Here is a 20493-nt window from a genome sequence, read left to right as displayed (position 1 = left end):
AATTTCTGTCCGGAAGGACCGATTAGCGCGAATAGAATTCGACGACCAGATTCGGTTCCATCTTCACCGGGTAGGGCACTTCGTCCAGCGTCGGAACGCGGACATAGGTGACCTTGGTGGCGCCGTCGGGGGCGACATAGTCGGGGATGTCACGCTCGGGCAGGCTCTGCGCTTCGAGAACCAGCGCCATTTCCTGCGCCTTTTTGCCCAGAGTGATTTCGTCGCCCGGCTTCACCAGACGCGAGGCGATGTTGCACTTCACGCCGTTCACATAGATGTGGCCGTGCGAAACGATCTGGCGGGCCGAGAAGATGGTCGGCGCGAACTTGGCGCGGTACACGACGGCGTCCAGGCGGCGCTCCAGCAGACCGATCAGGTTCTGGCCGGTGTCGCCCTTCATGCGGCTGGCTTCGAAATAGTTCTTCTTGAACTGCTTTTCGGTGATGTCGCCGTAATAGCCCTTCAGCTTCTGCTTGGCGCGCAGCTGGATGCCGTAGTCCGACATCTTGCCCTTGCGGCGCTGGCCGTGCTGACCGGGGCCGTATTCGCGCTTGTTGACCGGGCTCTTCGGGCGACCCCAGATGTTCTCGCCCATGCGACGGTCGAGCTTGTACTTGGCGCTAGAGCGCTTCGACATACCTAATTCCTTACAACTGCATACTACGTTATCCGCCCTCCGGATCCGATGAACCGAGGTCCGCGCATTGCGGAGGACGAAGGCTTCCCGGTCATCGCCTGTTTCCATATTTCAGGGACAGGGCCGCCGCTTCACCGGGATGCGGGGCCAATCGCGAAGGCGCGCCTATGGAGAAGGTCGGATATTATGTCAAGCGCAGAGTCTGGCCTCGACAGCCGGCGGAGCGCGGCCTAATCCGGCGGCCATGAAGCCCGAAGACTATACCAGCATGACCGAGGTGCGCGCCGGTGTCGACGCCCTCGACCGCCAGCTCGTCGCCCTGCTTGACCAGCGTTTCGCCCATATGCGCGCCGCCGCCCGGATCAAGCCGGATCGCGGCGCCGTGCGGGACGAGGCGCGCAAGCGCCAGGTGATCGACAATGCCCGCGCGGAGGCCGAGCGGCTGGGTGCGCCCGGCGACGTCATCGCGGAGCTGTGGGAGCAGCTGGTCGAAGCCTCGATCGCCTATGAAATGGCCGAGTATGACCGCACGCGGGGTTAACGCTCGCGCGGTCGGTTGAGGTGCGACAGCACGCCGCGGAGCGTGCGCACCTCCAGATGGTTCCAGCCCGGCTTGGTCAGCAGGTTGCGCAGCGTCAGCTTGGTTGCGGGCGCGCGGTCGGGCGGGAAGAAATAGCCGACCTTCTCCAGCAGCGTGTTGAGCTGCAGGATCATGCCTTCCAGTTCCTCCTGCGGTGCGGGCTCGCCCAGCTCGGTCACGGTCGGCTGGGCCAGATTGGCCTGCTTGGACCATTCATAGGCGCACAGGATCACCGCCTGGGCGAGGTTCAGCGAGCCGAATTCCGGATTGATCGGCACGGTCAGGATCTTGCGGGCAAGCGCCACATCTTCCGTCTCCAGCCCTGACCGTTCCGGCCCGAACACATAGGCGCAGCGGCCCTGTGCGGCATGGATTTCCTGCGCGGCCTCCTCCGGCGTGACCACCGGCTTGGTGACGCCGCGCTTGCGCACGGTGGTGGCATAGACATGGGCGCAGTCGGCGACCGCATCGGCCAGCGTCTCATAGACCTGCGCCTTGTCCAGGATGAAGTCCGCGCCAGCGGCCGCCGGACCGGCATCGGGATTGGGCCAGCCGTCGCGCGGGGAAACAAGCCGCATCTCGGTCAGCCCGAAATTCAGCATCGCGCGCGCCGTCTTGCCAATATTCTCGCCCAGTTGCGGGCGAACCAGGACGATGACAGGGGGGAGGGGGGAGGTGTCAGTCATATTTCCGTTCGTCCTGAGTAGGGGCTGAGCCGCCTCCGCTTCCGTTCGGTTCGAGCCAGGGTCGAGCGAAGCCGAGACCCGTGGTCGAGAACGCGCAGCATCCGAGACCGCTTTCCAATCTCCCCTTATCAGGGCTTCCTTTTTCTTGCGGGACCAGTCCTTGATCTGATGTTCGCGCTCCAGGGCGTCAATCCGATCAGGAAATGTCTCGCTGAAAACCAATTCGACCGGACGTCGGTCGTGCGTGTAGCCGGCAATGGCGCCGCTTTGATGCTGGGCTATCCGGCGCTCCAGGTCATCGGTGTGACCGGTATAATAGCTCCCGTCGGAGCAGCGCAGGATATAGACCCAGAAACTCATTGCGCGCGCGGTTCTCGACAAGCTCGAACCGAACGGACCTTGGTCCTGCGGGCGAGAGTGATTTTACTCACTCCCGACCTCCTTCACCGTGCTCGCGAAATCCTCGAAGTCGCGGGCGTCGGTGAAGTCCTTGTAGACGCTGGCGAAGCGGATATAGGCGACGCTGTCGAGGCGTTTGAGCCCCTCCATCACCATCTCGCCGATCGATCGCGCCGGGATCTCGCTTTCGCCGCTGGTTTCCAGCTGGCGCTGGATGCCCGAAATCAGCTTCTCGATCCGGCTCGGGTCGATCGGCCGCTTGCGGCAGGCGATGCCGATGGAGCGGGCCAGCTTGTCGCGCTCGAACGCTTCCTTGCGGCCTTCGCTCTTCACCACCCAGATGTCGCGCAACTGGATGCGCTCGAAGGTGGTGAAGCGCGCGCCGCAGGCTTCGCACTGCCGGCGACGGCGAATGGCATTGCCATCCTCCGTCGGCCGGCTGTCCTTCACCTGGCTGTCCTCATGGGCGCAGAAAGGGCAGCGCAAGCGGGCTTACCCCTGATAGATGGGGAAGCGGGCGCAGAGCGCGGCGACACGCTCGCGGACGCTGGCTTCGACGGCGGCATCGCCATGTTCGCCATTGTCGCGCAGCCCTTCCAGAACGTCGGCGATCATGTCACCGATATCCTCGAACTCGGCGACGCCGAAGCCGCGGGTGGTGCCGGCCGGCGAACCGACGCGGATGCCGCTGGTCTTGGTCGGCGGCAGCGGGTCGCCCGGCACGCCATTCTTGTTGCAGGTGATGAAGCTGCGCTCCAGCGCCTCGTCCGCATCCTTGCCCGAAATGCCATAGGGGCGCAGGTCGATCAGGGCGAGGTGGGTGTCGGTGCCGCCCGAGACCACGGCCAGGCCGCGCTGCTCCAGCTTGCCGGCCAGCGCCTTCGCATTGGTGACGATCGCCTGGGCATAGGTCTTGAATTCGGGCTGCAGCGCTTCGCCGAAAGCGACAGCCTTGGCGGCGATGACATGCATCAGCGGGCCGCCCTGAAGGCCGGGGAAGATCGCCGAATTGATCTTCTTCGCGATCGCTTCGTCGTCGGTCATGATCATGCCGCCACGCGGGCCACGCAGCGTCTTGTGCGTGGTGGTGGTCACGACATGGGCATGGCCGAAGGGTGAGGGATGGGCGCCACCGGCGACCAGACCGGCGAAGTGGGCCATGTCGACCATGAACAGTGCGCCGACCTTGTCCGCGATGCTACGGAAGCGGGCGAAGTCGATCTGGCGCGGATAGGCGCTGCCGCCGGCGATGATCAGCTTGGGCTGGCATTCGATCGCCTGGGCCTCGACCGCGTCATAGTCGATCAGATGGGTGTCTTCGCGCACGCCATATTGCACGGCGTTGAACCACTTGCCCGACATGCTGGGCTTGGAACCGTGGGTCAGGTGACCGCCGGCGTCGAGCGACAGGCCCATGATGGTTTCGCCGGGCTTGACCAGCGCCAGCATCACGCCGCCATTGGCCTGCGCGCCCGAATGGGGCTGGACGTTGGCGAACTGGCAGCCGAACAGTTGCTTGGCGCGGTCGATGGCGAGCTGTTCCACCACGTCCGACGGGGCGCAGCCCTGATAATAGCGCTTGCCCGGATAGCCTTCGGCATATTTGTTCGTGAAGACGCTGCCCTGCGCTTCGAGCACGGCCTGCGACACGATATTTTCCGACGCGATCAGCTCGATCTGGGTCTGCTCGCGCTTCAGTTCCTGGGCGACGCCGGCGAACACGGCCGGATCGGCAGCGGCCAGGCCTGCGGTGAAATAGCCTTCCGAACGAATGTCGGACAGGTTGGGCTGGGTGAGGGTTTCGGTGCTCATCTCAAGTCCTTTCAGAGCGCGGGCTGGGACAGTTTCTCGACGCGGCCGGCATGGCGGCCACCGCCGAACTCGGTGGTGAGGAAGGCGGTGACGCAGGCCTTGGCCATGTCGACGCCGGTCAGGCGCGCACCCATGGCCAGGACATTGGCGTCATTATGCTCGCGCGACAGCGCGGCCGACAGCGGTTCGCCGACCAGGGCGCAGCGGCAGGCCGGGTTGCGATTGACGGCGATCGAGATGCCGATGCCCGAACCGCAGAGCGCGATGCCGCGTTCCGCTGCGCCCGATGCGACGGCGGTCGCGAGCTTGTAACCAAAATCGGGATAATCGACGCGGTCGGCGGTGGCCGGGCCGAGGTCGGCGACCTCATGGCCCTCGTCGCGCAACCATTGCGCAAGTTCGGCCTTCAGGTCGACGGCGGCATGATCGGAAGCGATGGCGATTTTCATGGGTGCGTTCCCCTGCGGCTTGGGGTGATTCGTTTCTGCGCGCCTCATAGGGGCATGGGCCGCCAATTGCCACAGTCCAGCTAGGCGCCTATGGACTGGCCCATGGCGGGCATGATCCTTTCGATATTGATGCTGGCGGGTATCCTGCTGACCGGTGGGGGAATTTACGCGATCGTGAAGCGCGGCGACCGCAAGCGCGGGGTGCTGATGATCGTCGCGGGGCTGGTGATGTTCGGCAATGTCGCGATCAGCGCGATACCGATGCCGCCACCGCAGCAGGCGCGCTGAACGGCGGGCAGCAAGAAGGGCGCAACCTTGCGGTCGCGCCCTGTGCTTGTTTCGAGTGGCCGGATCAGGCGGCGTCGCGATCCTTGTTGATGTCGACCAGATGGCCGCCATTCACGGCGATCTTCTTGGGCTTCATCGCTTCGGGCACTTCGCGCACCAGTTCGATCACCAGCAGGCCGTCGGCCAGGTCCGCCTTTTCGACGCGGACGAAATCGGCCAGTTCGAAGCGGCGTTCGAAGCTGCGATTGGCGATGCCGACATGCAGGAACTTGGAACGGTCGGCGTTGGTCTCGTCCTTGCGGCCGATCACCTGGAGCAGATTCTGCTGGGCGGTGATGTCGATTTCCTCGGGACGGAAGCCGGCGACGGCCAGGGTCACGCGATAGCGGTCCTCGGCCAGGCGTTCGATGTTGAAGGGCGGGTAATTGTCGCCCTGCGCCAGACGGGCATTATTCTCGATCAGGTCGAACAGACGATCGAAGCCGACGGTCGAGCGGCGATAGGGGGTAAGGTCGAAACCACGCATGCTCATAATCTCCAATAGAGCAAAATGATCCTGCCGGACCCGGTCTTCGGCGTCCGGCCTATGCTTGTGCCCAGCCCCATGTGGCGGCCGGACGGGATTGATATGGTTGGCTCTTTGCGTTGTTCAAGAGGGGGCAGGGGCGAAGCATCGTGCCGCCTGTCCTACAGCGCCCGCAGGCGATAGACTGGCGAGAAGAGGGCGCGGTAAATGGACGGAAGCGTAACAAAATTTCCGTCTTGAATCCGAAAATGCCAAGATGTGCGGGACATGTACGAAGTTAAGCGGGAAGGGCGCCCAAGAGTCTCCGAACAAAAAAGTGCCCGGACCGCTTTCGCGATCCGGGCACTTAATGGACGATTGCTCGTCTCCCCCTTGGCCTGCCTCTACCGACTTCTCAGCCCCCTAAGCTTGAAGTGGGAAGCAGTATCCCTGAACCACGGCCTTTTGCCTGTGCCTCGGGAGCCTTGCTATGACTGGCGCAGCCTGCTGTCACGGGCAAAATCCGGGCTCTGTGATTTTCTGTATCGGCCTGTGTCCCGCGTGCAACAATTCCGCAATCCTTGCCGTTAAGGCTCAGCCTGCTAGACCGGCCGCGTCACTACCAGAAGGGCCATTCGCGCCACCATGATTCTATCCCGCTACGAACGCATGATCGCCAAGCGCTATTTGCTGCCGGGCAAGGGGGAAGGCTTCATCTTCCTCGTCGCCGGCATCAGCCTGGCCGCGGTCATGCTCGGAGTCGCCGCGCTCATCATCGTCATGAGCGTCATGAACGGGTTCCGCGCGGAGCTGTTCGACAAGATCGTCGGCCTCAACGGCCATGCCGTGGTGCAGGGCTATGGCGGGCGCCTGCCCGACTGGCGCGATGTGCTGAAGGAAGCGAAGGCGACGCCGGGCGTCACCAGCGCGACCCCGCTGATCGAACAGCCCCTGCTCGGCAGCTATCAGGGTCGGGTGGAAGGCGTGCTGGTGCGCGGCATGACCGTGCCCGACATTCGCAGCAACACGACGCTCAAGGGCAAGATCGTGGCGGGCGATCTCAATGCGCTGACCGCCAATAGCGAGAAGGTCGGCATCGGCGTGCGATTGGCCGAAAATCTGGGTATCCAGGTCGGCGACCATATCAGCATCATGAACCCGGCGGGCCGGTCGACGCCGTTCGGCACCGTTCCCCGCCAGATTTCCTATCAGGTGGCGGCGATCTTCGAGGTCGGCGTCTATGATTATGACAAGGCCTTCGTGGTCATGCCGATCGAGGATGCGCAGACGCTGCTGCTGCTGGGCGATGTCGTCAGCATGATCGAGGTCGAGACGGTCAATGCCGACAAGGTTGGCCAGATATTGGAACCGCTGGCGGCCAAGGTCGCGGGCCGCGCCGTGGTGCAGGACTGGCGCCAGATGAATGCCAGCCTGTTCGAGGCGCTGGCGGTCGAGCGGGTGGCGATGTTCGTCGTGCTGTCGATCATCGTGCTGGTCGCGGTGTTCAATATCCTCTCCTCGCTGATCATGCTGGTGCGCGCCAAGACTCGCGATATCGCGATCCTGCGCACCATGGGGGCGAGCCGGAGCGGGCTGGTGAAGATCTTCATGACGGTGGGCGTGACCATCGGCACGCTGGGCATGGTTGCCGGCATGATTTTGGGCTTCACCTTCCTCTTCTTCCGCCAGAGCGTGGTAAATGTGATCCAGTTCGTGACAGGGCAGAATCTGTGGGATCCCTCGATCCGCTTCCTGACCGAATTGCCGTCCAAGCCCGATCCGGTCGAGATCGTGATCATCTGTCTGATGGCGCTGGTCTTCAGCTTCCTCGCCACCCTCTATCCGGCCTTCAAGGCTGCCAATACCGATCCTGTCCAGGTGCTGCGCTATGAATGATGTCCTCAAGGTCAGCGGCCTGTCCCGCAGCTTCACCCAGGGCGGCGTCACGATCGACGTGCTGCGCGGCGTCGACCTGACGGTTGGGCCGGGCGAGATCGTCGCGCTGCTCGGCCCATCGGGCTCGGGCAAGTCGACGCTGTTGCAGGCGGTCGGCCTGCTGGAAGGCGGGTTCGACGGGTCGATCCGCATCGCCGGCGAGGAAGCGGCGAAGCTGGACAATGACGGGCGTACCCGCCTGCGCCGCGATGCGCTGGGCTTCGTCTATCAGTTCCACCACCTGTTGCCCGATTTCAACGCGACCGAGAATGTCGTGCTGCCGCAGGTGATCAAGGACGCGACCATGGACGCGGCGCGGACCCGCGCGGAATCGCTGCTGACGGCGCTGGGGCTGGGCCATCGGCTCGACCATCGGCCGAGCCAGTTGTCGGGCGGCGAGCAGCAGCGCGTCGCGGTCGCCCGCGCGCTGGCCAATCGCCCGGCGCTGGTGCTGGCGGACGAGCCGACCGGCAATCTGGACGAGCGCACCGCCGACGTGGTGCTGGCCGAATTCCTGCGCCTGGTGCGCGGCGAAGGATCGGCGGCTTTGGTCGCCACCCATAATGAGCGGCTGGCGGAAAAGATGGACCGGGTGGTCCGCCTGCACGAAGGGCGGCTGGAAGAGGCGTCAGCCCGGTAACAGTCCCTCGCGCGCGGTCGCGACCATGATCTGGTCGCGGCCCTCGCCCTTGGCACGCAGCAGCGCGGCGTCGGCGGTGGTGACCAGTCGGACGGCGGCGCCATGGTCGGGCCAGGCGGCGAGGCCAAAGGAGGCGGTGATCGGCCCCAGTTCCTGACCGCGATGCTCGACCCGCAGGTCGCGGATGCGCTGCTGGATCTGGGCGGACCGGGTGAGCGCCTGCTCCAGCGTGAAGCCGGGCATCAGGAGGACAAATTCCTCGCCGCCCAGGCGGAAGGCAAAGCCTTGTTCGCGCAGCGAGTCGCCCAGCACCGCGCCGACCGCGCGCAGCACCGCGTCGCCGGCGTCATGGCCATAGCTGTCGTTGAACCGCTTGAAATGGTCGATGTCGACCATCAGGCAGGCGAGCGGGGCATGGTTGCGTTCCGCCTCGTCCACCAGCGCTTCGAACATGGCGTCGAAATGGCGGCGGTTGGGCAGGCCGGTCAGCGCATCGGCCATCGCCATTTCACGCAGCGCGTCGCGCAGGCGCAGATTGGCGAGCGCCAGACCGATATTCTCCGCCAGCATCTCCAGATACTTTTCCGCCCGGTCGAGATGTTCGGCATCCATCTCGCGGGTTTGTTCGAAATAGAGCAGGCCGATGCTTTCGCCCTGCGCCGCCAGCGGGATGCAGATGGTCGGGACGGCGGTTTCGCCTTCCAGATGCTCGCAGGCAATGTCGACCATCCCGCCGCGCGGCTTGTGGACCTGGCCGCGCCGCAGTGCCCAGCAGGCCGAGGCCGGGAAATCATTGCGCGACTGTTTGGGATCGAGCCAGTCGCAGGCCTGCAGCATCATGTTGCGGCGAATGTCGTGGATATAGAGGCGGCCGGGGAAGTCGGGCGTGATTTCCGGGGTGAAGCGGCGCACCACCTCGACCAGATCGGCGGTGCTGTCGCAGCCCTGCAGGCGCTGGGTCATGCGCGACAAGAGGTCGCGCATGGTGCGATCGACATCGCGCTCCTGCTCCAGCCGCTGCCGCTCCAGCCCATTTTCACGGAAAATACGGATCGCCTGCGCCATGTCGCCAATCTCGTCCACCTGCGGGAAATCGGGCGGGATCGCGGCAAAATCCTGCGCGGCAAGGCGGGTGACGACATCGCTCAGCCGCACGACCGGATGCAGGATGCGCTGCTTCAGCACGAAATAGAGGACGCACAGGAACAGCAGGGCGGTGACGCCCAGCATGATTTCCGACATGGTCCGCCACTGGCGCGCGCTATCGGTCGCGCCCTGCACTGCCGTGTCGGTGCGATGATCCAGCATATATTGGAAGCGGCCGACCTGCGCCGCCACCCGGTCCAGTTCGCGGCCATATTCGTCGCCGAAGAGGATGGTGCGGGCGGTCTTGTCGTCGCCCGCCTGCGCCGCCTTGATCGCGACATCCTGCTCGTCGGACAGGGCGTCGGCCCACTGGATCGCCTGGCGCAGCGCGTTCAGCTCATTTTCGTTGGCGCCGGCATCCTTGAGATGCTGGATCCGATCCTCGACGGAACGCAGCGCTTCCTTCTCGCGGCGATAGACGACCAGATGGCTGGGATCGCCCGAAATCACATAGCCGCGCGCCTGTTCGGTCAGGCGATAGACATCCTCCTCCAGGGTGGAGGTCAACTGGTCGAAACTGGCGCGCTGGGCGACCGCGGCGCGCTCGCGCTGTTCCGCGCCGGACGCGAACAGCATCGTCGTGCCCGACGCCAAGGTGAGCAGGACGGTGGCCCCATAGGCCCAGTTGGTGATCGTGGATAAACGCATGGTGGCGCCTAACCTAGGCCCGATAGCTTGGCAATTCGTTACGCGGGCGACTTCATGACTTTGCCTATTTTGCGGCGAGTGCGCTCAGTCGGTCGAGATCGAGCGCGTTCACCGCGGCCTTCAACTCCCCGATATCGGCGACGGTGCCCTCCGCCTCGACCATGAAGCGGTCGGCCAGCGTGGTGGCATATTTGCCGTGCCGGCTGTCCTTGTCCCATTCTTCGGTCACGATGCGGCCGTCGATCGTCTGGGTGCGCTCATAGCCGCTGGCGGTCTGGCGGTTCGACTGGACGTTGAGCGCCGCGCCGATCCCGGCAAAGGCGCCGGCCACCGCGATGTCGTTCACCTCCAGCTCGATCTCGTCGTCGCCGGCCCGGTAGCGGGCGGAGGCATGGGCACCGGCGGACATGCCGCTGCTTTCCATCTCGGTGCGGGTGAAGCGGCCGATCTTCTCGGGCAGCAGCGCCTGCAGCACATCCGGCGCGATCGCGGCGGAGCGGCCATTGTTGGTCGCTTCCTCCATCCGCTTGGCGGCCTGTTCCATCTGCTTTGTCGCGGCGTCCATCTTGTCGACGTCGATCTTGCCGATGCCCGGCACGGTGATCTCACCGCCGATCTCGTCCGGCCCGGCATGGCTGCCGGACAGGCCGCTGAACGGCATGGCGAGCAGGCTGGCGAGGATGAAAAGCAGCGCGCCCGCGACCATGGTGACGATGGTGTAGGGCAGCGCCTTCTGCTCTGGCACCTTCATCAGGCGCGGCAGGCCGAGATAGAGGAGGTAGAGGCTGTAAAGTCCGAGCAGGCCGAGCATGCCGAGGCCCGGCAGCAGCGAGAAGATGCCGGCCAGCCAGCCGGCGGTCGCCGAATAGGCGGAAATCTTGAACGCCTTCAGCTTGTCGCGCTGGCCGCCGAAACTGGGGGCGAGGAAGTTGATGATGATCGCAAGCACGGCCAGCCCGATCAGCGACAGGACATAATGGGCGATCGCCATGCCGATCGCGCCGATCAGCGGCGGGCGCCAGGTGATGCCGAACAGGCCATGGCCAAAGACCTGTCCGCCGATCAGGGTCGCGAGCGGCGGGATTGCCGCCAGGATCATGGCATAGCCGGTATAGATGCTGCCGATGCTGGCCGGTTCGGCCTCGATCACCGGCCATTCGTCCCTGGGGCGCAGGATGATCGCCTTGGCCCGATCGGCGATGCCGGGCGGGGTGGAAACCGGGTTGCTGTCCGACATGACCGTTCTCCCTGTTCTTTGGGGGCGATAGGATCAGCAAGCGCAGCCCTTGGCAAGCGACAAGTGGTGATCTTGTCCACAGCTTTTCGCCGGGCGGGACTGGCGCGCGGGCGCGGGCGTCGTTAGATTGCCGCGATGTCTCATTCCGCCTTCGTACCGCTGCGCATCTTTTCGTCCTTCACCATGCTCGAAGGGGCGATCGACCCCAAGAAGATCGCCAAGCAGGCCAAGGCCCTGGGTTTTCCGGCGGCGGCGATCACCGACCGCAACGGCCTTTATGGTTCGATGGCCTTTTCCGATGGTTGCAAGGGCGAGGGCGTGCAGCCGATCGTCGGTGCCATGCTGGGCGTGGCCCGGCCGGGCCGGCCGTCCAATGCGCCGGCGGTGCATGACTGGATCGCCCTCTATGCGCAGGATGCGGGCGGCTATGACAATATCTGCGCGCTGGTGTCGATGGCGCATCTCGACCGGCCGGTCGAGGAAGTGCCGCATGTCACGCTCGACATGCTGGAGGGGCGGACCGATGGCGTGATCGCGCTGACCGCCGGCGGGGAAGGGGCGATCGCCCGCCTGTTCGCCGAGGATCAGCCCGACGCCGCGCTCGCTTACGCCGACCGGTTGCAGGCGCTGTTCCCCGACCGGCTCTATGTCGAGATCTGCCGACGGCTGGACCCGGTCGAGGGCAAGGCGGAGCCGCAGCTGCTCGACCTGGCCTATGACCGCAATCTGCCGCTGGTCGCGACCAACCCGACCTGCTTCGCCGAGCCGGAATTTCACGCGGCGCATGACGTGATGCTGTGCATTGCCGACGGCGCCTATGTCGAGACGCCCGATCGCCGCACCAGTTCGCCCGACGCCTGGATGAAGCCGGCGGCGGAGATGAAGCGGCTGTTCGAGGATCTGCCCGAGGCGCTGGCCAACACGCTGGTCGTGGCGCAGCGCTGCGCGGTGATGGCGCCCAAGCGCAAGCCGATCCTGCCAAGCCTTGCCGGTGATATCGAGGGCGAGGGCGTCATGCTGCGCGACCAGTCGATCGCGGGGCTGGAGGCCCGGCTGGAAAAGGCCGGGATCATCGCGGACGAGGCGCGCCAACCCTATTTCGAGCGGCTGAAGTTCGAAATGGACATCATCATCCAGATGGGCTTCCCCGGCTACTTCCTGATCGTGGCCGACTTCATCAAATGGGCCAAGGATCATGATATTCCGGTGGGGCCGGGCCGTGGTTCGGGTGCCGGATCGCTGGTCGCCTGGGCGCTGACCATCACCGATCTCGATCCGTTGCAACTGGGCCTGCTGTTCGAGCGCTTCCTGAACCCGGAACGCGTCTCCATGCCCGACTTCGATATCGACTTCTGCGAAACGCGGCGCGGCGAGGTGATCCGCTATGTGCAGCAGAAATATGGCAGCGATCATGTCGCCCAGATCATCACCTTCGGTAAGCTCAAGGCGCGCGCCGTGCTGAAGGATACCGGCCGCGTGATGCAGATGAGCTATGGCCAGGTCGACCGCCTTGCCAAGCTGGTGCCCAACCATCCGACCGATCCCTGGACGCTGGAGCGATCGCTGAACGGCGTCGCCGAGTTCAAGGCGGAATATGACAATGACAATCAGGTCAAGCGCCTGATCGACTATGCGATGAAGCTGGAGGGCTTCCCGCGCCACAGCTCCACCCACGCGGCTGGCGTGGTGATCGGCGACCGGCCGCTGAGCCAGCTGGTGCCGCTCTATCGCGATCCGCGATCCGACATGCCGGTGACCCAGTTCGACATGAAGTTCGTCGAGGGCGCGGGGCTGGTGAAGTTCGACTTTCTCGGCCTCAAGACGCTGTCGGTGCTGCAAAAGGCGGTGCAGCTGCTCAAGGGACGCGGTGTCACGGTCGATCTCGACACGCTCGCCTGGGACGATGCCAAGGTCTATGAACTGCTCCAGCGCGGCGACACGGTCGGCGTGTTCCAGCTGGAATCCGAAGGCATGCGCAAGACGCTGGCCGCCGTGCGTCCGACCAATTTCGGCGACATCATCGCGCTGGTGTCGCTCTATCGTCCCGGCCCGATGGACAATATCCCGATGTTCGGGCGCCGCAAGAACGGCCAGGAAGAGATTGAATATCCGCACATCCTGCTGAAACCGATCCTCGAGGAAACCTATGGCATCTTCGTCTATCAGGAACAGGTGATGCAGGCCGCGCAGATCCTGGCCGGCTACAGCCTTGGCGACGCCGACCTTCTGCGCCGCGCCATGGGCAAGAAGATCAAGGCGGAAATGGACGCCCAGCGCCTGCGCTTCGTCGAGGGCTGCGCCAAGAGCGACATCAAGCCGGCCAAGGCGAACGAGCTGTTCGACTTGATCGACAAGTTCGCCGGCTATGGCTTCAACAAGTCGCACGCCGCCGCCTACGCGCTGCTTGCCTATCAGACCGCCTGGCTGAAGGCCCATTATCCGGCGGAATTCTATGCCGGGTCGATGGCCTTCGATATCCATCTGACCGAAAAGCTGACCGTCTTCGTCGACGACATGCGGCGCATGGGCATGACCTGCCTGCCGCCAGACCTCAACCAGAGCGAGGCCGACTTCACCGTCGAGGCGGTGCCGTTCGAGGGGGATGACCCGCGCCTGGGCTTTGCCGTGCGCTATGCGCTGGGCGGCCTCAAGGGCGTGGGCGAGAAGGCGATGGAGCAGCTGGTTGCCGAGCGCGAAGCCAATGGTCCGTTCAAGCATCTGGACGATCTGGCCGACCGGATCGAGCCGCGCCTGCTCAACCGGCGCCAGCTCGAAAGCCTGGCGGCGGCCGGTGCGTTCGACACCATCCATGCCGATCGGGCCGGGGTGCATGCGGCGGCCGAAACCCTGTTGAGCGTCGCGGCAAGCGCGGCGCAGGCGCGCGAGAGCGGGCAGGGCGGCCTGTTCGGCGATGTCGAGACGGCCCATGCCGACGTCCGCATCCCGCCGCATCAGGCCTGGACCGTGTCGGACCGGATGGCGCAGGAAAAGGAGGCGTTCGGCTTCTATTTCTCGGCCCATCCGGTCGACCGTTTCCGTCATCTGGCCGATGCGCGCGGCGCGAAAAGCTATGGCGAAATCTGTTCGCAGCCGATGGGCATGCCCAATGCCGAAGGCCGGGTGATGGGCATCATGGCGGCGATGGTCGAGGATGTGCGCTGGCGCGAGACGCGGCGGGGCGCGCGCTATGCCAACGCCACCTTCTCCGACCAGAGCGGTCAGTTCCAGGCGAGCTGTTTCGACGAGGATGCCTGCAAGCAGATCGAGGAACTGGCGCGCGAGGGCGATTGCGCGCTGCTGCATGTCGAGCTGGATCGCCTGCCGGGCGAGGAAACGCCGCGCGTCACCGTGCGCCGGATGGAGCCGTTCCGCGAGATTGCCAACGTGTCGCGCATGGAACTGGTGCTGGACATCGAGATGGTCGAGGCCGTGGCCAAGCTGGCCGCGATCCTGTCCGGCAGCCGGGGCGGGCGGTGTGAGGTGTTCGTGCGGGCGCCGATCGGCGATGGTAAGGCGGCCCGCGTCTTCCTGGGCGACGACTTCACGCTGGGCGCCGATCAGGTCGACGCGATCAGTGGCATTGCCGGGCTGACCGTCCATAATCTGGCGCGGATGGAGGCGAAGTCGGACGGCTATCGCACCCGCCATCGCCGATCGGCCATGCGGCTGGTCGGCTGATCCCGCCCATTTTCCCAATCCGAGGAGAAATCTGTGTCCGAAGCGACCCTGGCTCTGGTCCATGCCTATTATGATGCCTTCAACCGGCAGGATGCCGAGGGGATGCTGGCGCTGCTGGCCGACGATGTGCGGCACGAGCCGAGCCAAGGCGCGGCCCGCATCGGCAAGGCGGCCTTTGCCGATTTCCTGGCCCATATGAACATTTGCTATGCCGAGACGGTGATCGATCCGATCGTGCTGGCCAATGCGGAAGGGACGCGGGCGGCGGCCGAGTTCATGCTGGACGGCCGCTATCTGGTGACGGACGAAGGGCTACCGCCAGCCGCTGGCCAGACCTATCATCTGCGGGTTGGCGCCTTCTTCGACATCGTCGAGGGGCAGATAACGCGGATTTCCAACCATTATAATCTGGCCGACTGGATCGCGCAGGTCGAAGGGCGTTAAAAACCGCCGCCTGTCCCGTTGCCGTTCCATCCTGAGGTATCCTTGACCCACATCCGCGTTGCCGCCGCCCAATATCCGATCGAGCAGGTGCAGAGCTTTGCCGCCTGGCAGGAAAAGCTGACCCGCTGGGTGGAGGAAGCCGCTGCGCTGGGCGCGACGCTGGCGATCTTTCCCGAATATGCGGCGATGGAACTGGCCGGGATCGATCCCGAGCGGGCGGCCGACCTGACCGCCTCGCTCGATCTGGTGATGCAGTTTGGCGAGGCCTATGACCGCCTCCATGCCGAGCTTGCGGCGCGGCTGGACATCATGATCCTGGCGGGCAGCCGGCCGGTACGGGAAAGCGACGGCCGGATCGTCAATCGCGCCCGGCTCTTCTGCCCCGACGGCACCACCGGCCATCAGGACAAGATCATGATGACCCGGTTCGAGCGCGAGCGCTGGGGCATCAGCGGCGGCGACAGCATCAACCTCATCCACACGCCGATCGGGCCGGTCGGCATATCCATCTGCTATGATGTCGAATTTCCGATGATCGCGCGGGCGCAGGCGGAGGCGGGCGCCAAGCTGATCCTGACGCCATCGGCCACCGACACGATGCAGGGCTATTGGCGGGTGCGGATCGGCGCGCAGGCGCGGGCGATGGAAAATCAATGCTTCGTCGTCCAGTCGCCCAGCGTCGGCATGGCCCCCTGGCTGCCCTGCATGGACGAGAATTTCGGCGCCGCCGGCGCCTTTGGTCCGCCCGATGGCGCGATGCCCGACGATGGCGTGATCGCGCTGGGGCAGGCGAACGGCCCGGCCTGGGTCGTGGCGGACATCGACCTGGCCATGGTCGACCAGTTGCGTGCGGATGGCACGGTGCTGCCCTTCCGACACTGGCCCGAACAGCATGTGCCCTTCCACATCATCCAGAATGGCGCGGGATCGGACGTGATCGCGCAGATGGCCAGCGATGCCGCGCGCGACGATGCGCCGGCCGCGCCGCAAATCGAAGATCAGGAGATTGCAGAATGACCGAGCCGTCGATCATCGTCGACCGCGTGACCAGCGATGCGCAGGGACTTGAGGCGCTGGCGACGCTGCGCATCCGCATCTTCCGTGAGTGGCCCTATCTCTATGAGGGCGATGCCGCGCATGAGGAGGAATATCTCCGCGATTTCCTGGCGAGCGAGCATGCGACTTTGGTGCGGGCGCGGATCGGCGAGGAGCCGGTCGGGATCGCCACAGCCTCGCCGCTGGCCGGCCAGCCCGACAGCCTGGTCGCGCCGCTGGCGGCGGCTGGCGTCGATGTCGCGCGCAGCTTCTATTTCGGCGAGTCCGTGCTGCTGCCGGCCTATCATGGCCGCGGCATCGGCCATCTCTTCTTCGACGCGCGCGAGGGGGCGGCGCGGGAGGCCGGCGCCGATTATGCGATCTTCTGCGGCGTGGTGCGCGGCGAGGACGATCCGCGCCGCCCGGCCGACGCCCGCGACCTGGCCCCCTTCTGGCGCAAGCGCGGCTATGCGCCGATCGAGGGCGCGCTGTGCGACATGAGCTGGAAGGAAATTGGCGGCAGCGAAAAGGTCAGCCACCCGATGCAATTCTGGATGCGGGCGCTGTAAGGGGCGGGGCGGTTCCGCGCGGATGGCGGCGAAAGCTTTCCCTTGATTTCGCGCGCGGTGGGTGGTGATGGGATATCCATGATTATCTCGACCATCCCCTGGGACCAGCCTGCCACCATGATCGACCTGGATGGCAAGGCGCCGCTGATCGCGACGGTGCGCGATTGCGTTATCCATTATGGCCTGTTCAAGCCCTTCGCCAAGGAACAGGCGCGGGTGCTGTTGACCCAGCCGGTGCATCGCGAGGGGCAGAAGACCCGGACCTGGCTGCTCAATCCCGATGAAATCCAGCAACTGGCGGACAAGCTGCGCGCCGAGGGCTGAGCTAGCGGCGGCGGCCGGCCTGGATCAGGGCGTAGAAGGTCACCGCCGAAAAGCCGATCGCGCCGGTGAGGCCGATGGCGGCGCCGATCCAGGCGCCGTCCATGCCGGCCAGCAACTGGCCGGCGAGAAAGCCGATAATCGGCAATATCATCAGCAACAGGCAGCCGAGCGCCGCCATGTCAGCGGCTTGCTTCGGCGGCCTTGGCCCGCTCCAGGAAGTTGCGGGACAGGCCATGATAGAGGCGCTCGCGACAGAATATCTGCGCCGATGCGTCGGCGACCAGCGCGGCGCCCAGCAGCGGCAGCATGAAGCCGCGGCTGCCGGTGGTTTCCGAAATGATGATGACGGCGGTCAATGGCGCGCGCACCACGCCGGTGAAATAGGCGACCATGCCCAGCAGCACGACGGCGCTCGCCGGTTCGCCGGGGAAGATCCAGCGCAGCAGATTGCCGAAGCCGGCGCCGGTGGCGAGCGAGGGGGCGAAGATGCCGCCGGGAATGCCCGAGACGCTGGTGGCGAGGGTGCTGAGGAATTTGGCGGGGGCGAACCAGAGCGGCTGGTCGCCGCCCGCGATCATGGTACGGGCCGGGGCATAGCTGGTGCCCCAGGTGAGGCCGGTGGCCACGCCGATCGCCGCCACCAGCAGGCCACAGCCGCCGGCGAACAGCACCGGATGGGCGCGCATCCAGTCGGTCATGCGATTGCGCGCAGTGGCGGCATCGAGCGCCAGCCGCGCGAACAGGCCGCCGGACATGCCGCCCAGCAGCCCGGCCAGCAGCGCGACCGGCACCGCCGATTGCAGCGGCAGATGGGCCGCGACCGCGCCGAAATAGACATAGTCGCCAGCGACGCCGAGGCTGACCATGCCCGAGATGATGACTGCGGTGATGACCAGCAGGGTCATGCGCTGCTCATAGGCGGAGGCCAGTTCCTCGATCGCGAAGGCAATGCCGGCAAGCGGCGTGTTGAAGGCGGCGGCGACGCCGGCCGCGCCGCCAGCGACCATGACGGACGCGCGCAGCGGCACGTTCAGCAAAGCGTGGACGCGGGCAAGGATGGCAGCGGAAATCTGGACGGTGGGGCCTTCTCTGCCGACCGAAGCGCCGACCAGCAGGCCGGCGATGGTCAGCACGACCTTCAGCAGGGCCATGCGCAGGTCAACCAGGCAGCGGCCGACCTTTTCCGGCAATTGGGTGGCGGCGATCACCTGCGGGATGCCCGATCCGCCGGCAAAGGGCGCGACGCTGCGGGTGATCCAGGCGAGGGCGGCAAAGCCGAGCGGGGTCAGCAGCAGCGGTAGCCAGCGATTGGCGGTGGCCAGGCGATGGAAAGCCTCGGTCGCTTCGTCCGCGGCCCAGGCGAAGGCGAGCGCGGCGAGGCCGACCAGCACGGCGCCGCCGATCAGGGCGAGGCGACGGCGAAACAGCAGGGATGTCGGCCCGCTATGGCGCAGCAGCGCGCGGGCGCGGCGGCGGCTCCAGCGCTGGCCGGGGCGGCTCATGACGGACGTTGCGCGCCGGGGCGCGATTGACGCAGGACGCGGAAAGGGGGCGGCACGGATGCCATGGCGCAAAAATCGATCCCGGTGGGCTGGACGCGCCCTCCCTACCAGCAAAATGGATGATGGCCAGTATTTTCCGGCTATTTGTCCATTTTCCCGATCGACAAGCGGATCGCTCCTCAGAGCCGCTCCATCCGCAGCCAGTCGGGATCGCCGGACCAGGCGCTGGTCAGGGCCTTGCGGGCGGCGGCAGCCTCTGCCTTGTGCCCCTGGGCTGCCTCTGCGCGGGCGAGGCCGTACAGCGCCCAGCCATTATTGGGAGCCTGGATCAGTGCCTGGCGGAAGGCGGCGCTGGCTTCGTCGTGGCGGCCGGCGAGGAAGAGGGCGGCGCCGAGCGACTGATGCACCGGATAATACCAGTAGGCCGGTTCCTGATAGGGGATCTTCCGCTCCAGCGCGATCGCGGCGCGATAATGATCGGCGGCCTGCGCATAGCGGCGCTGGGCGGTGGCGAGACGGCCGCGCGCGACCGCGGTGGCGAGCGCGATCAGGTCCGGGGCTGGGACGCCCTGCGCAATCATCGGGGCCAGTGCATCGGAGCGGGCGAGCGCGCTCATTGCCGCGACCTCCGCATCGAAGCCGCGCTGGTCGCGCTGCTGGGCACGGGCGACGGCGCGGGCATAATGGCGCATGGCGATGGCATAGGGCAGGCGCGGATCGGGCGCGGGCAGGGCGAGGATGTCGGCGGGCGCGGCGAACTGCGCCATGGCCAGATAGGGGGCGGCGTCGATCGCCTGGATCCAGGCGATGGCGGCCGAGGTTTCGGGATCGAGGATGGTGCGCAGGCGCCGCGCCTCCCGCATCGCGCCATCCATGTCGCCCGCCATCTGCGCGGAGGCGACGATGAAATGGACATTGTGCGGATAATAGCCGTAGCGCACCAGGCTGTGGTCGTCGGTGGCGCGGATGAAGGCTTCGTCGGCGCGGGCGGCGGCGATGTTGACGCGGATCGAGTCGCGATAGCGGCCGACGACCTGATAGATGTGGCTGGGCATATGGACGAGATGGGCGGCGCTGGGCATGCCATCGGCGGAGAGGCGGTCGGCGGCAGATTCGGCGCGTTTTGCATCGCTCGCTTCGAGCAGGTGGATCATAAGATGCGCCGCCTGGACATGGGCGGGATTGCGGGCCTGCACCGTTTCGACCAGGCGGATGGCAGCGCCGGCGCGCCCGATCGCGGTCTTGCGGTCGGCCTCCCAATAATTCCACGGGCTGGTGTCCATCGCCGCTTCGGCGGCCAGCAGGGCGACATCGTCATCGGCCGGGAAGCGCGCCGCGAGCGCCAGCATTGCATCGGCATAGGCGCCGTCGAGCGCGGCGCGGTCGGCATCGGGATCACGGGCATAGCGTAGCGCCGCCGCCTCGATCAGGCCGCGCTCCATCGGTGACGCCCGATCGCGCAGCGTCATCGCCCGGTCCATCGCGGCAAGAGCCGCGTCCCGGTCGCCGGCATCCATCGGTGCGTTGATATTGGGGCCGAGCGCCACCGCCTCGCCCCACCAGCAGAGCGCGCAGGCCGGATCGAGCCGCTGTGCCGCACGGAAGGAGCGGACCGCGCCGGCATGGTTGAAGCCGTACATGAGGAACAGGCCCTGGCTGAAATAGCGGCGCGCCTGCGGATTGCTGGTGGTCAGCGGAAAGCGCGAATGGGTGAGATCGTCGAACAGCGGGATCGGCGGCGCGTCGGCGATCGGCTGGGCGGCGGCGGCCGCGATCAGCAATTCGCGGGCGAGGGCGGAGCCGACCTGTGGGCCGCTGCACAGGCTGCGAGTAAGGCGAACGGGATCGAGCGCGGCGAGCGTCGCGGGCGAGAAGGCAGGTTCGATCGATATGGAAGCGAGCGACAGGCCGATGCCCAGCGCGGTCGCTGCCCTTATCCAGTCAGCCATGCGTCCGGCCCTTCCCCAAAAGCCCGCCAT

20 protein-coding genes are annotated in these 20493 nt (G+C 65.9%); 9 read left to right on the top strand and 11 right to left on the bottom strand.

Annotation, left to right across the window (positions count from 1 at the left end):
* Window positions 1–22: 22 nt before the first annotated feature.
* Window positions 23–637, bottom strand: coding sequence for a 30S ribosomal protein S4 (rpsD, locus tag DIZ22_RS09830; RefSeq protein WP_004211980.1), 615 nt, complete (start codon window positions 635–637; stop codon window positions 23–25).
* A gap of 244 nt (window positions 638–881) precedes the next feature.
* On the opposite strand from rpsD, the gene DIZ22_RS09825 reads away from it, so the two are divergent.
* Complete coding sequence (locus tag DIZ22_RS09825; protein WP_017501829.1) at window positions 882–1178, top strand: chorismate mutase; 297 nt, start codon at window positions 882–884, stop codon at window positions 1176–1178.
* Here DIZ22_RS09825 and DIZ22_RS09820 read toward each other — a convergent pair.
* The 4 genes from DIZ22_RS09820 to rpiB all read right to left on the bottom strand — a co-directional run bounded on the left by DIZ22_RS09820 (window position 1175) and on the right by rpiB (window position 4563).
* Window positions 1175–2263: a TrmJ/YjtD family RNA methyltransferase gene (locus DIZ22_RS09820; protein ID WP_122928144.1), complete on the bottom strand. Its 1089-nt coding sequence runs from the start codon at window positions 2261–2263 to the stop codon at window positions 1175–1177. The genes DIZ22_RS09825 and DIZ22_RS09820 overlap by 4 nt on opposite strands.
* A 63-nt stretch (window positions 2264–2326) precedes the next feature.
* Window positions 2327–2788 (bottom strand): transcriptional regulator NrdR, encoded by a 462-nt coding sequence (nrdR, locus tag DIZ22_RS09815; protein ID WP_010337343.1) that lies wholly within the window; start codon window positions 2786–2788, stop codon window positions 2327–2329.
* Between the two features lie 6 nt (window positions 2789–2794).
* Window positions 2795–4114, bottom strand: coding sequence for a serine hydroxymethyltransferase (glyA, locus tag DIZ22_RS09810; RefSeq protein WP_048939183.1), 1320 nt, complete (start codon window positions 4112–4114; stop codon window positions 2795–2797).
* Between the two features lie 11 nt (window positions 4115–4125).
* Window positions 4126–4563 (bottom strand): ribose 5-phosphate isomerase B, encoded by a 438-nt coding sequence (gene rpiB / locus DIZ22_RS09805; RefSeq protein ID WP_048939182.1) that lies wholly within the window; start codon window positions 4561–4563, stop codon window positions 4126–4128.
* A 102-nt stretch (window positions 4564–4665) separates the two neighbouring features.
* Here rpiB and DIZ22_RS09800 point away from each other — a divergent pair, with 102 nt between their 5' ends.
* Complete coding sequence (locus DIZ22_RS09800; protein WP_026109318.1) at window positions 4666–4851, top strand: hypothetical protein; 186 nt, start codon at window positions 4666–4668, stop codon at window positions 4849–4851.
* A gap of 64 nt (window positions 4852–4915) precedes the next feature.
* On the opposite strand, the gene DIZ22_RS09795 is transcribed toward DIZ22_RS09800, so the two are convergent.
* Window positions 4916–5383, bottom strand: coding sequence for an Hsp20 family protein (locus tag DIZ22_RS09795; protein WP_010337347.1), 468 nt, complete (start codon window positions 5381–5383; stop codon window positions 4916–4918).
* Window positions 5384–6001: 618 nt separating this feature from the next.
* Here DIZ22_RS09795 and DIZ22_RS09790 point away from each other — a divergent pair.
* Entirely contained in the window at window positions 6002–7252 is a 1251-nt protein-coding gene (locus DIZ22_RS09790) for a lipoprotein-releasing ABC transporter permease subunit (RefSeq protein ID WP_048939181.1), read from the top strand.
* The gene (locus DIZ22_RS09785) at window positions 7245–7931 is read left to right on the top strand and encodes an ABC transporter ATP-binding protein (RefSeq protein WP_004211993.1); all 687 of its coding nucleotides are present in this window, start codon (window positions 7245–7247) and stop codon (window positions 7929–7931) included. The genes DIZ22_RS09790 and DIZ22_RS09785 overlap by 8 nt, the downstream gene beginning before the upstream one ends.
* On the opposite strand, the gene DIZ22_RS09780 is transcribed toward DIZ22_RS09785, so the two are convergent.
* Complete coding sequence (locus tag DIZ22_RS09780) at window positions 7920–9725, bottom strand: diguanylate cyclase (RefSeq protein WP_048939180.1); 1806 nt, start codon at window positions 9723–9725, stop codon at window positions 7920–7922. The genes DIZ22_RS09785 and DIZ22_RS09780 overlap by 12 nt on opposite strands.
* Before the next feature lie 64 nt (window positions 9726–9789).
* Complete coding sequence (locus DIZ22_RS09775; protein WP_048939179.1) at window positions 9790–10962, bottom strand: Yip1 family protein; 1173 nt, start codon at window positions 10960–10962, stop codon at window positions 9790–9792.
* A gap of 135 nt (window positions 10963–11097) precedes the next feature.
* Here DIZ22_RS09775 and dnaE point away from each other — a divergent pair, with 135 nt between their 5' ends.
* From dnaE to DIZ22_RS09750, 5 genes are all read left to right on the top strand, one after another.
* Window positions 11098–14640, top strand: a complete 3543-nt coding sequence (gene dnaE / locus DIZ22_RS09770; RefSeq protein ID WP_048939178.1) for a DNA polymerase III subunit alpha — start codon at window positions 11098–11100, stop codon at window positions 14638–14640.
* Window positions 14641–14673: 33 nt separating this feature from the next.
* A complete protein-coding gene (locus DIZ22_RS09765; protein WP_048939177.1) occupies window positions 14674–15084 on the top strand; it encodes a ketosteroid isomerase-related protein in 411 nt (136 codons plus the stop codon).
* Between the two features lie 42 nt (window positions 15085–15126).
* Window positions 15127–16101 (top strand): carbon-nitrogen hydrolase family protein, encoded by a 975-nt coding sequence (locus tag DIZ22_RS09760; protein WP_048939176.1) that lies wholly within the window; start codon window positions 15127–15129, stop codon window positions 16099–16101.
* The gene (locus DIZ22_RS09755; RefSeq protein WP_048939175.1) at window positions 16098–16688 is read left to right on the top strand and encodes a GNAT family N-acetyltransferase; all 591 of its coding nucleotides are present in this window, start codon (window positions 16098–16100) and stop codon (window positions 16686–16688) included. The genes DIZ22_RS09760 and DIZ22_RS09755 overlap by 4 nt, the downstream gene beginning before the upstream one ends.
* A gap of 78 nt (window positions 16689–16766) precedes the next feature.
* The gene (locus DIZ22_RS09750; RefSeq protein ID WP_010337356.1) at window positions 16767–17012 is read left to right on the top strand and encodes a hypothetical protein; all 246 of its coding nucleotides are present in this window, start codon (window positions 16767–16769) and stop codon (window positions 17010–17012) included.
* A 1-nt stretch (window position 17013) separates the two neighbouring features.
* Here DIZ22_RS09750 and DIZ22_RS21780 read toward each other — a convergent pair whose 3' ends face one another.
* The 3 genes from DIZ22_RS21780 to DIZ22_RS09740 all read right to left on the bottom strand — a co-directional run bounded on the left by DIZ22_RS21780 (window position 17014) and on the right by DIZ22_RS09740 (window position 20463).
* A complete protein-coding gene (locus DIZ22_RS21780; RefSeq protein WP_164488875.1) occupies window positions 17014–17190 on the bottom strand; it encodes a hypothetical protein in 177 nt (58 codons plus the stop codon).
* A gap of 1 nt (window position 17191) precedes the next feature.
* Window positions 17192–18514, bottom strand: a complete 1323-nt coding sequence (locus tag DIZ22_RS09745) for a chloride channel protein (protein ID WP_010337357.1) — start codon at window positions 18512–18514, stop codon at window positions 17192–17194.
* 179 nt (window positions 18515–18693) lie between these two features.
* The gene (locus DIZ22_RS09740; protein ID WP_107917576.1) at window positions 18694–20463 is read right to left on the bottom strand and encodes a tetratricopeptide repeat protein; all 1770 of its coding nucleotides are present in this window, start codon (window positions 20461–20463) and stop codon (window positions 18694–18696) included.
* Between the last annotated feature and the right edge of the window lie 30 nt (window positions 20464–20493).

It is taken from the genome of Sphingobium sp. LF-16 (assembly GCF_003711185.1).
GTDB lineage: Bacteria > Pseudomonadota > Alphaproteobacteria > Sphingomonadales > Sphingomonadaceae > Sphingobium > Sphingobium yanoikuyae_A.
The sequence above is the reverse complement of the archived record's forward strand: the minus strand, read 5'-3'. Positions and strand labels throughout refer to the sequence as shown.

Excerpts from the sequence above, each read along its gene's own strand:
- rpsD (WP_004211980.1), bottom strand. The coding sequence starts at position 637 with ATGTCGAAGCGCTCTAGCGCCAAGTACAAGCTCGACCGTCGCATGGGC.
- DIZ22_RS09825 (WP_017501829.1), top strand. The coding sequence starts at position 882 with ATGAAGCCCGAAGACTATACCAGCATGACCGAGGTGCGCGCCGGTGTC.
- DIZ22_RS09820 (WP_122928144.1), bottom strand. The coding sequence starts at position 2,263 with ATGAGTTTCTGGGTCTATATCCTGCGCTGCTCCGACGGGAGCTATTAT.
- glyA (WP_048939183.1), bottom strand. The coding sequence starts at position 4,114 with ATGAGCACCGAAACCCTCACCCAGCCCAACCTGTCCGACATTCGTTCG.
- rpiB (WP_048939182.1), bottom strand. The coding sequence starts at position 4,563 with ATGAAAATCGCCATCGCTTCCGATCATGCCGCCGTCGACCTGAAGGCC.
- DIZ22_RS09800 (WP_026109318.1), top strand. The coding sequence starts at position 4,666 with ATGGCGGGCATGATCCTTTCGATATTGATGCTGGCGGGTATCCTGCTG.
- DIZ22_RS09795 (WP_010337347.1), bottom strand. The coding sequence starts at position 5,383 with ATGAGCATGCGTGGTTTCGACCTTACCCCCTATCGCCGCTCGACCGTC.
- DIZ22_RS09790 (WP_048939181.1), top strand. The coding sequence starts at position 6,002 with ATGATTCTATCCCGCTACGAACGCATGATCGCCAAGCGCTATTTGCTG.
- DIZ22_RS09785 (WP_004211993.1), top strand. The coding sequence starts at position 7,245 with ATGAATGATGTCCTCAAGGTCAGCGGCCTGTCCCGCAGCTTCACCCAG.
- DIZ22_RS09780 (WP_048939180.1), bottom strand. The coding sequence starts at position 9,725 with ATGCGTTTATCCACGATCACCAACTGGGCCTATGGGGCCACCGTCCTG.
- DIZ22_RS09775 (WP_048939179.1), bottom strand. The coding sequence starts at position 10,962 with ATGTCGGACAGCAACCCGGTTTCCACCCCGCCCGGCATCGCCGATCGG.
- dnaE (WP_048939178.1), top strand. The coding sequence starts at position 11,098 with ATGTCTCATTCCGCCTTCGTACCGCTGCGCATCTTTTCGTCCTTCACC.
- DIZ22_RS09755 (WP_048939175.1), top strand. The coding sequence starts at position 16,098 with ATGACCGAGCCGTCGATCATCGTCGACCGCGTGACCAGCGATGCGCAG.
- DIZ22_RS09750 (WP_010337356.1), top strand. The coding sequence starts at position 16,767 with ATGATTATCTCGACCATCCCCTGGGACCAGCCTGCCACCATGATCGAC.
- DIZ22_RS21780 (WP_164488875.1), bottom strand. The coding sequence starts at position 17,190 with ATGGCGGCGCTCGGCTGCCTGTTGCTGATGATATTGCCGATTATCGGC.
- DIZ22_RS09745 (WP_010337357.1), bottom strand. The coding sequence starts at position 18,514 with ATGAGCCGCCCCGGCCAGCGCTGGAGCCGCCGCCGCGCCCGCGCGCTG.
- DIZ22_RS09740 (WP_107917576.1), bottom strand. The coding sequence starts at position 20,463 with ATGGCTGACTGGATAAGGGCAGCGACCGCGCTGGGCATCGGCCTGTCG.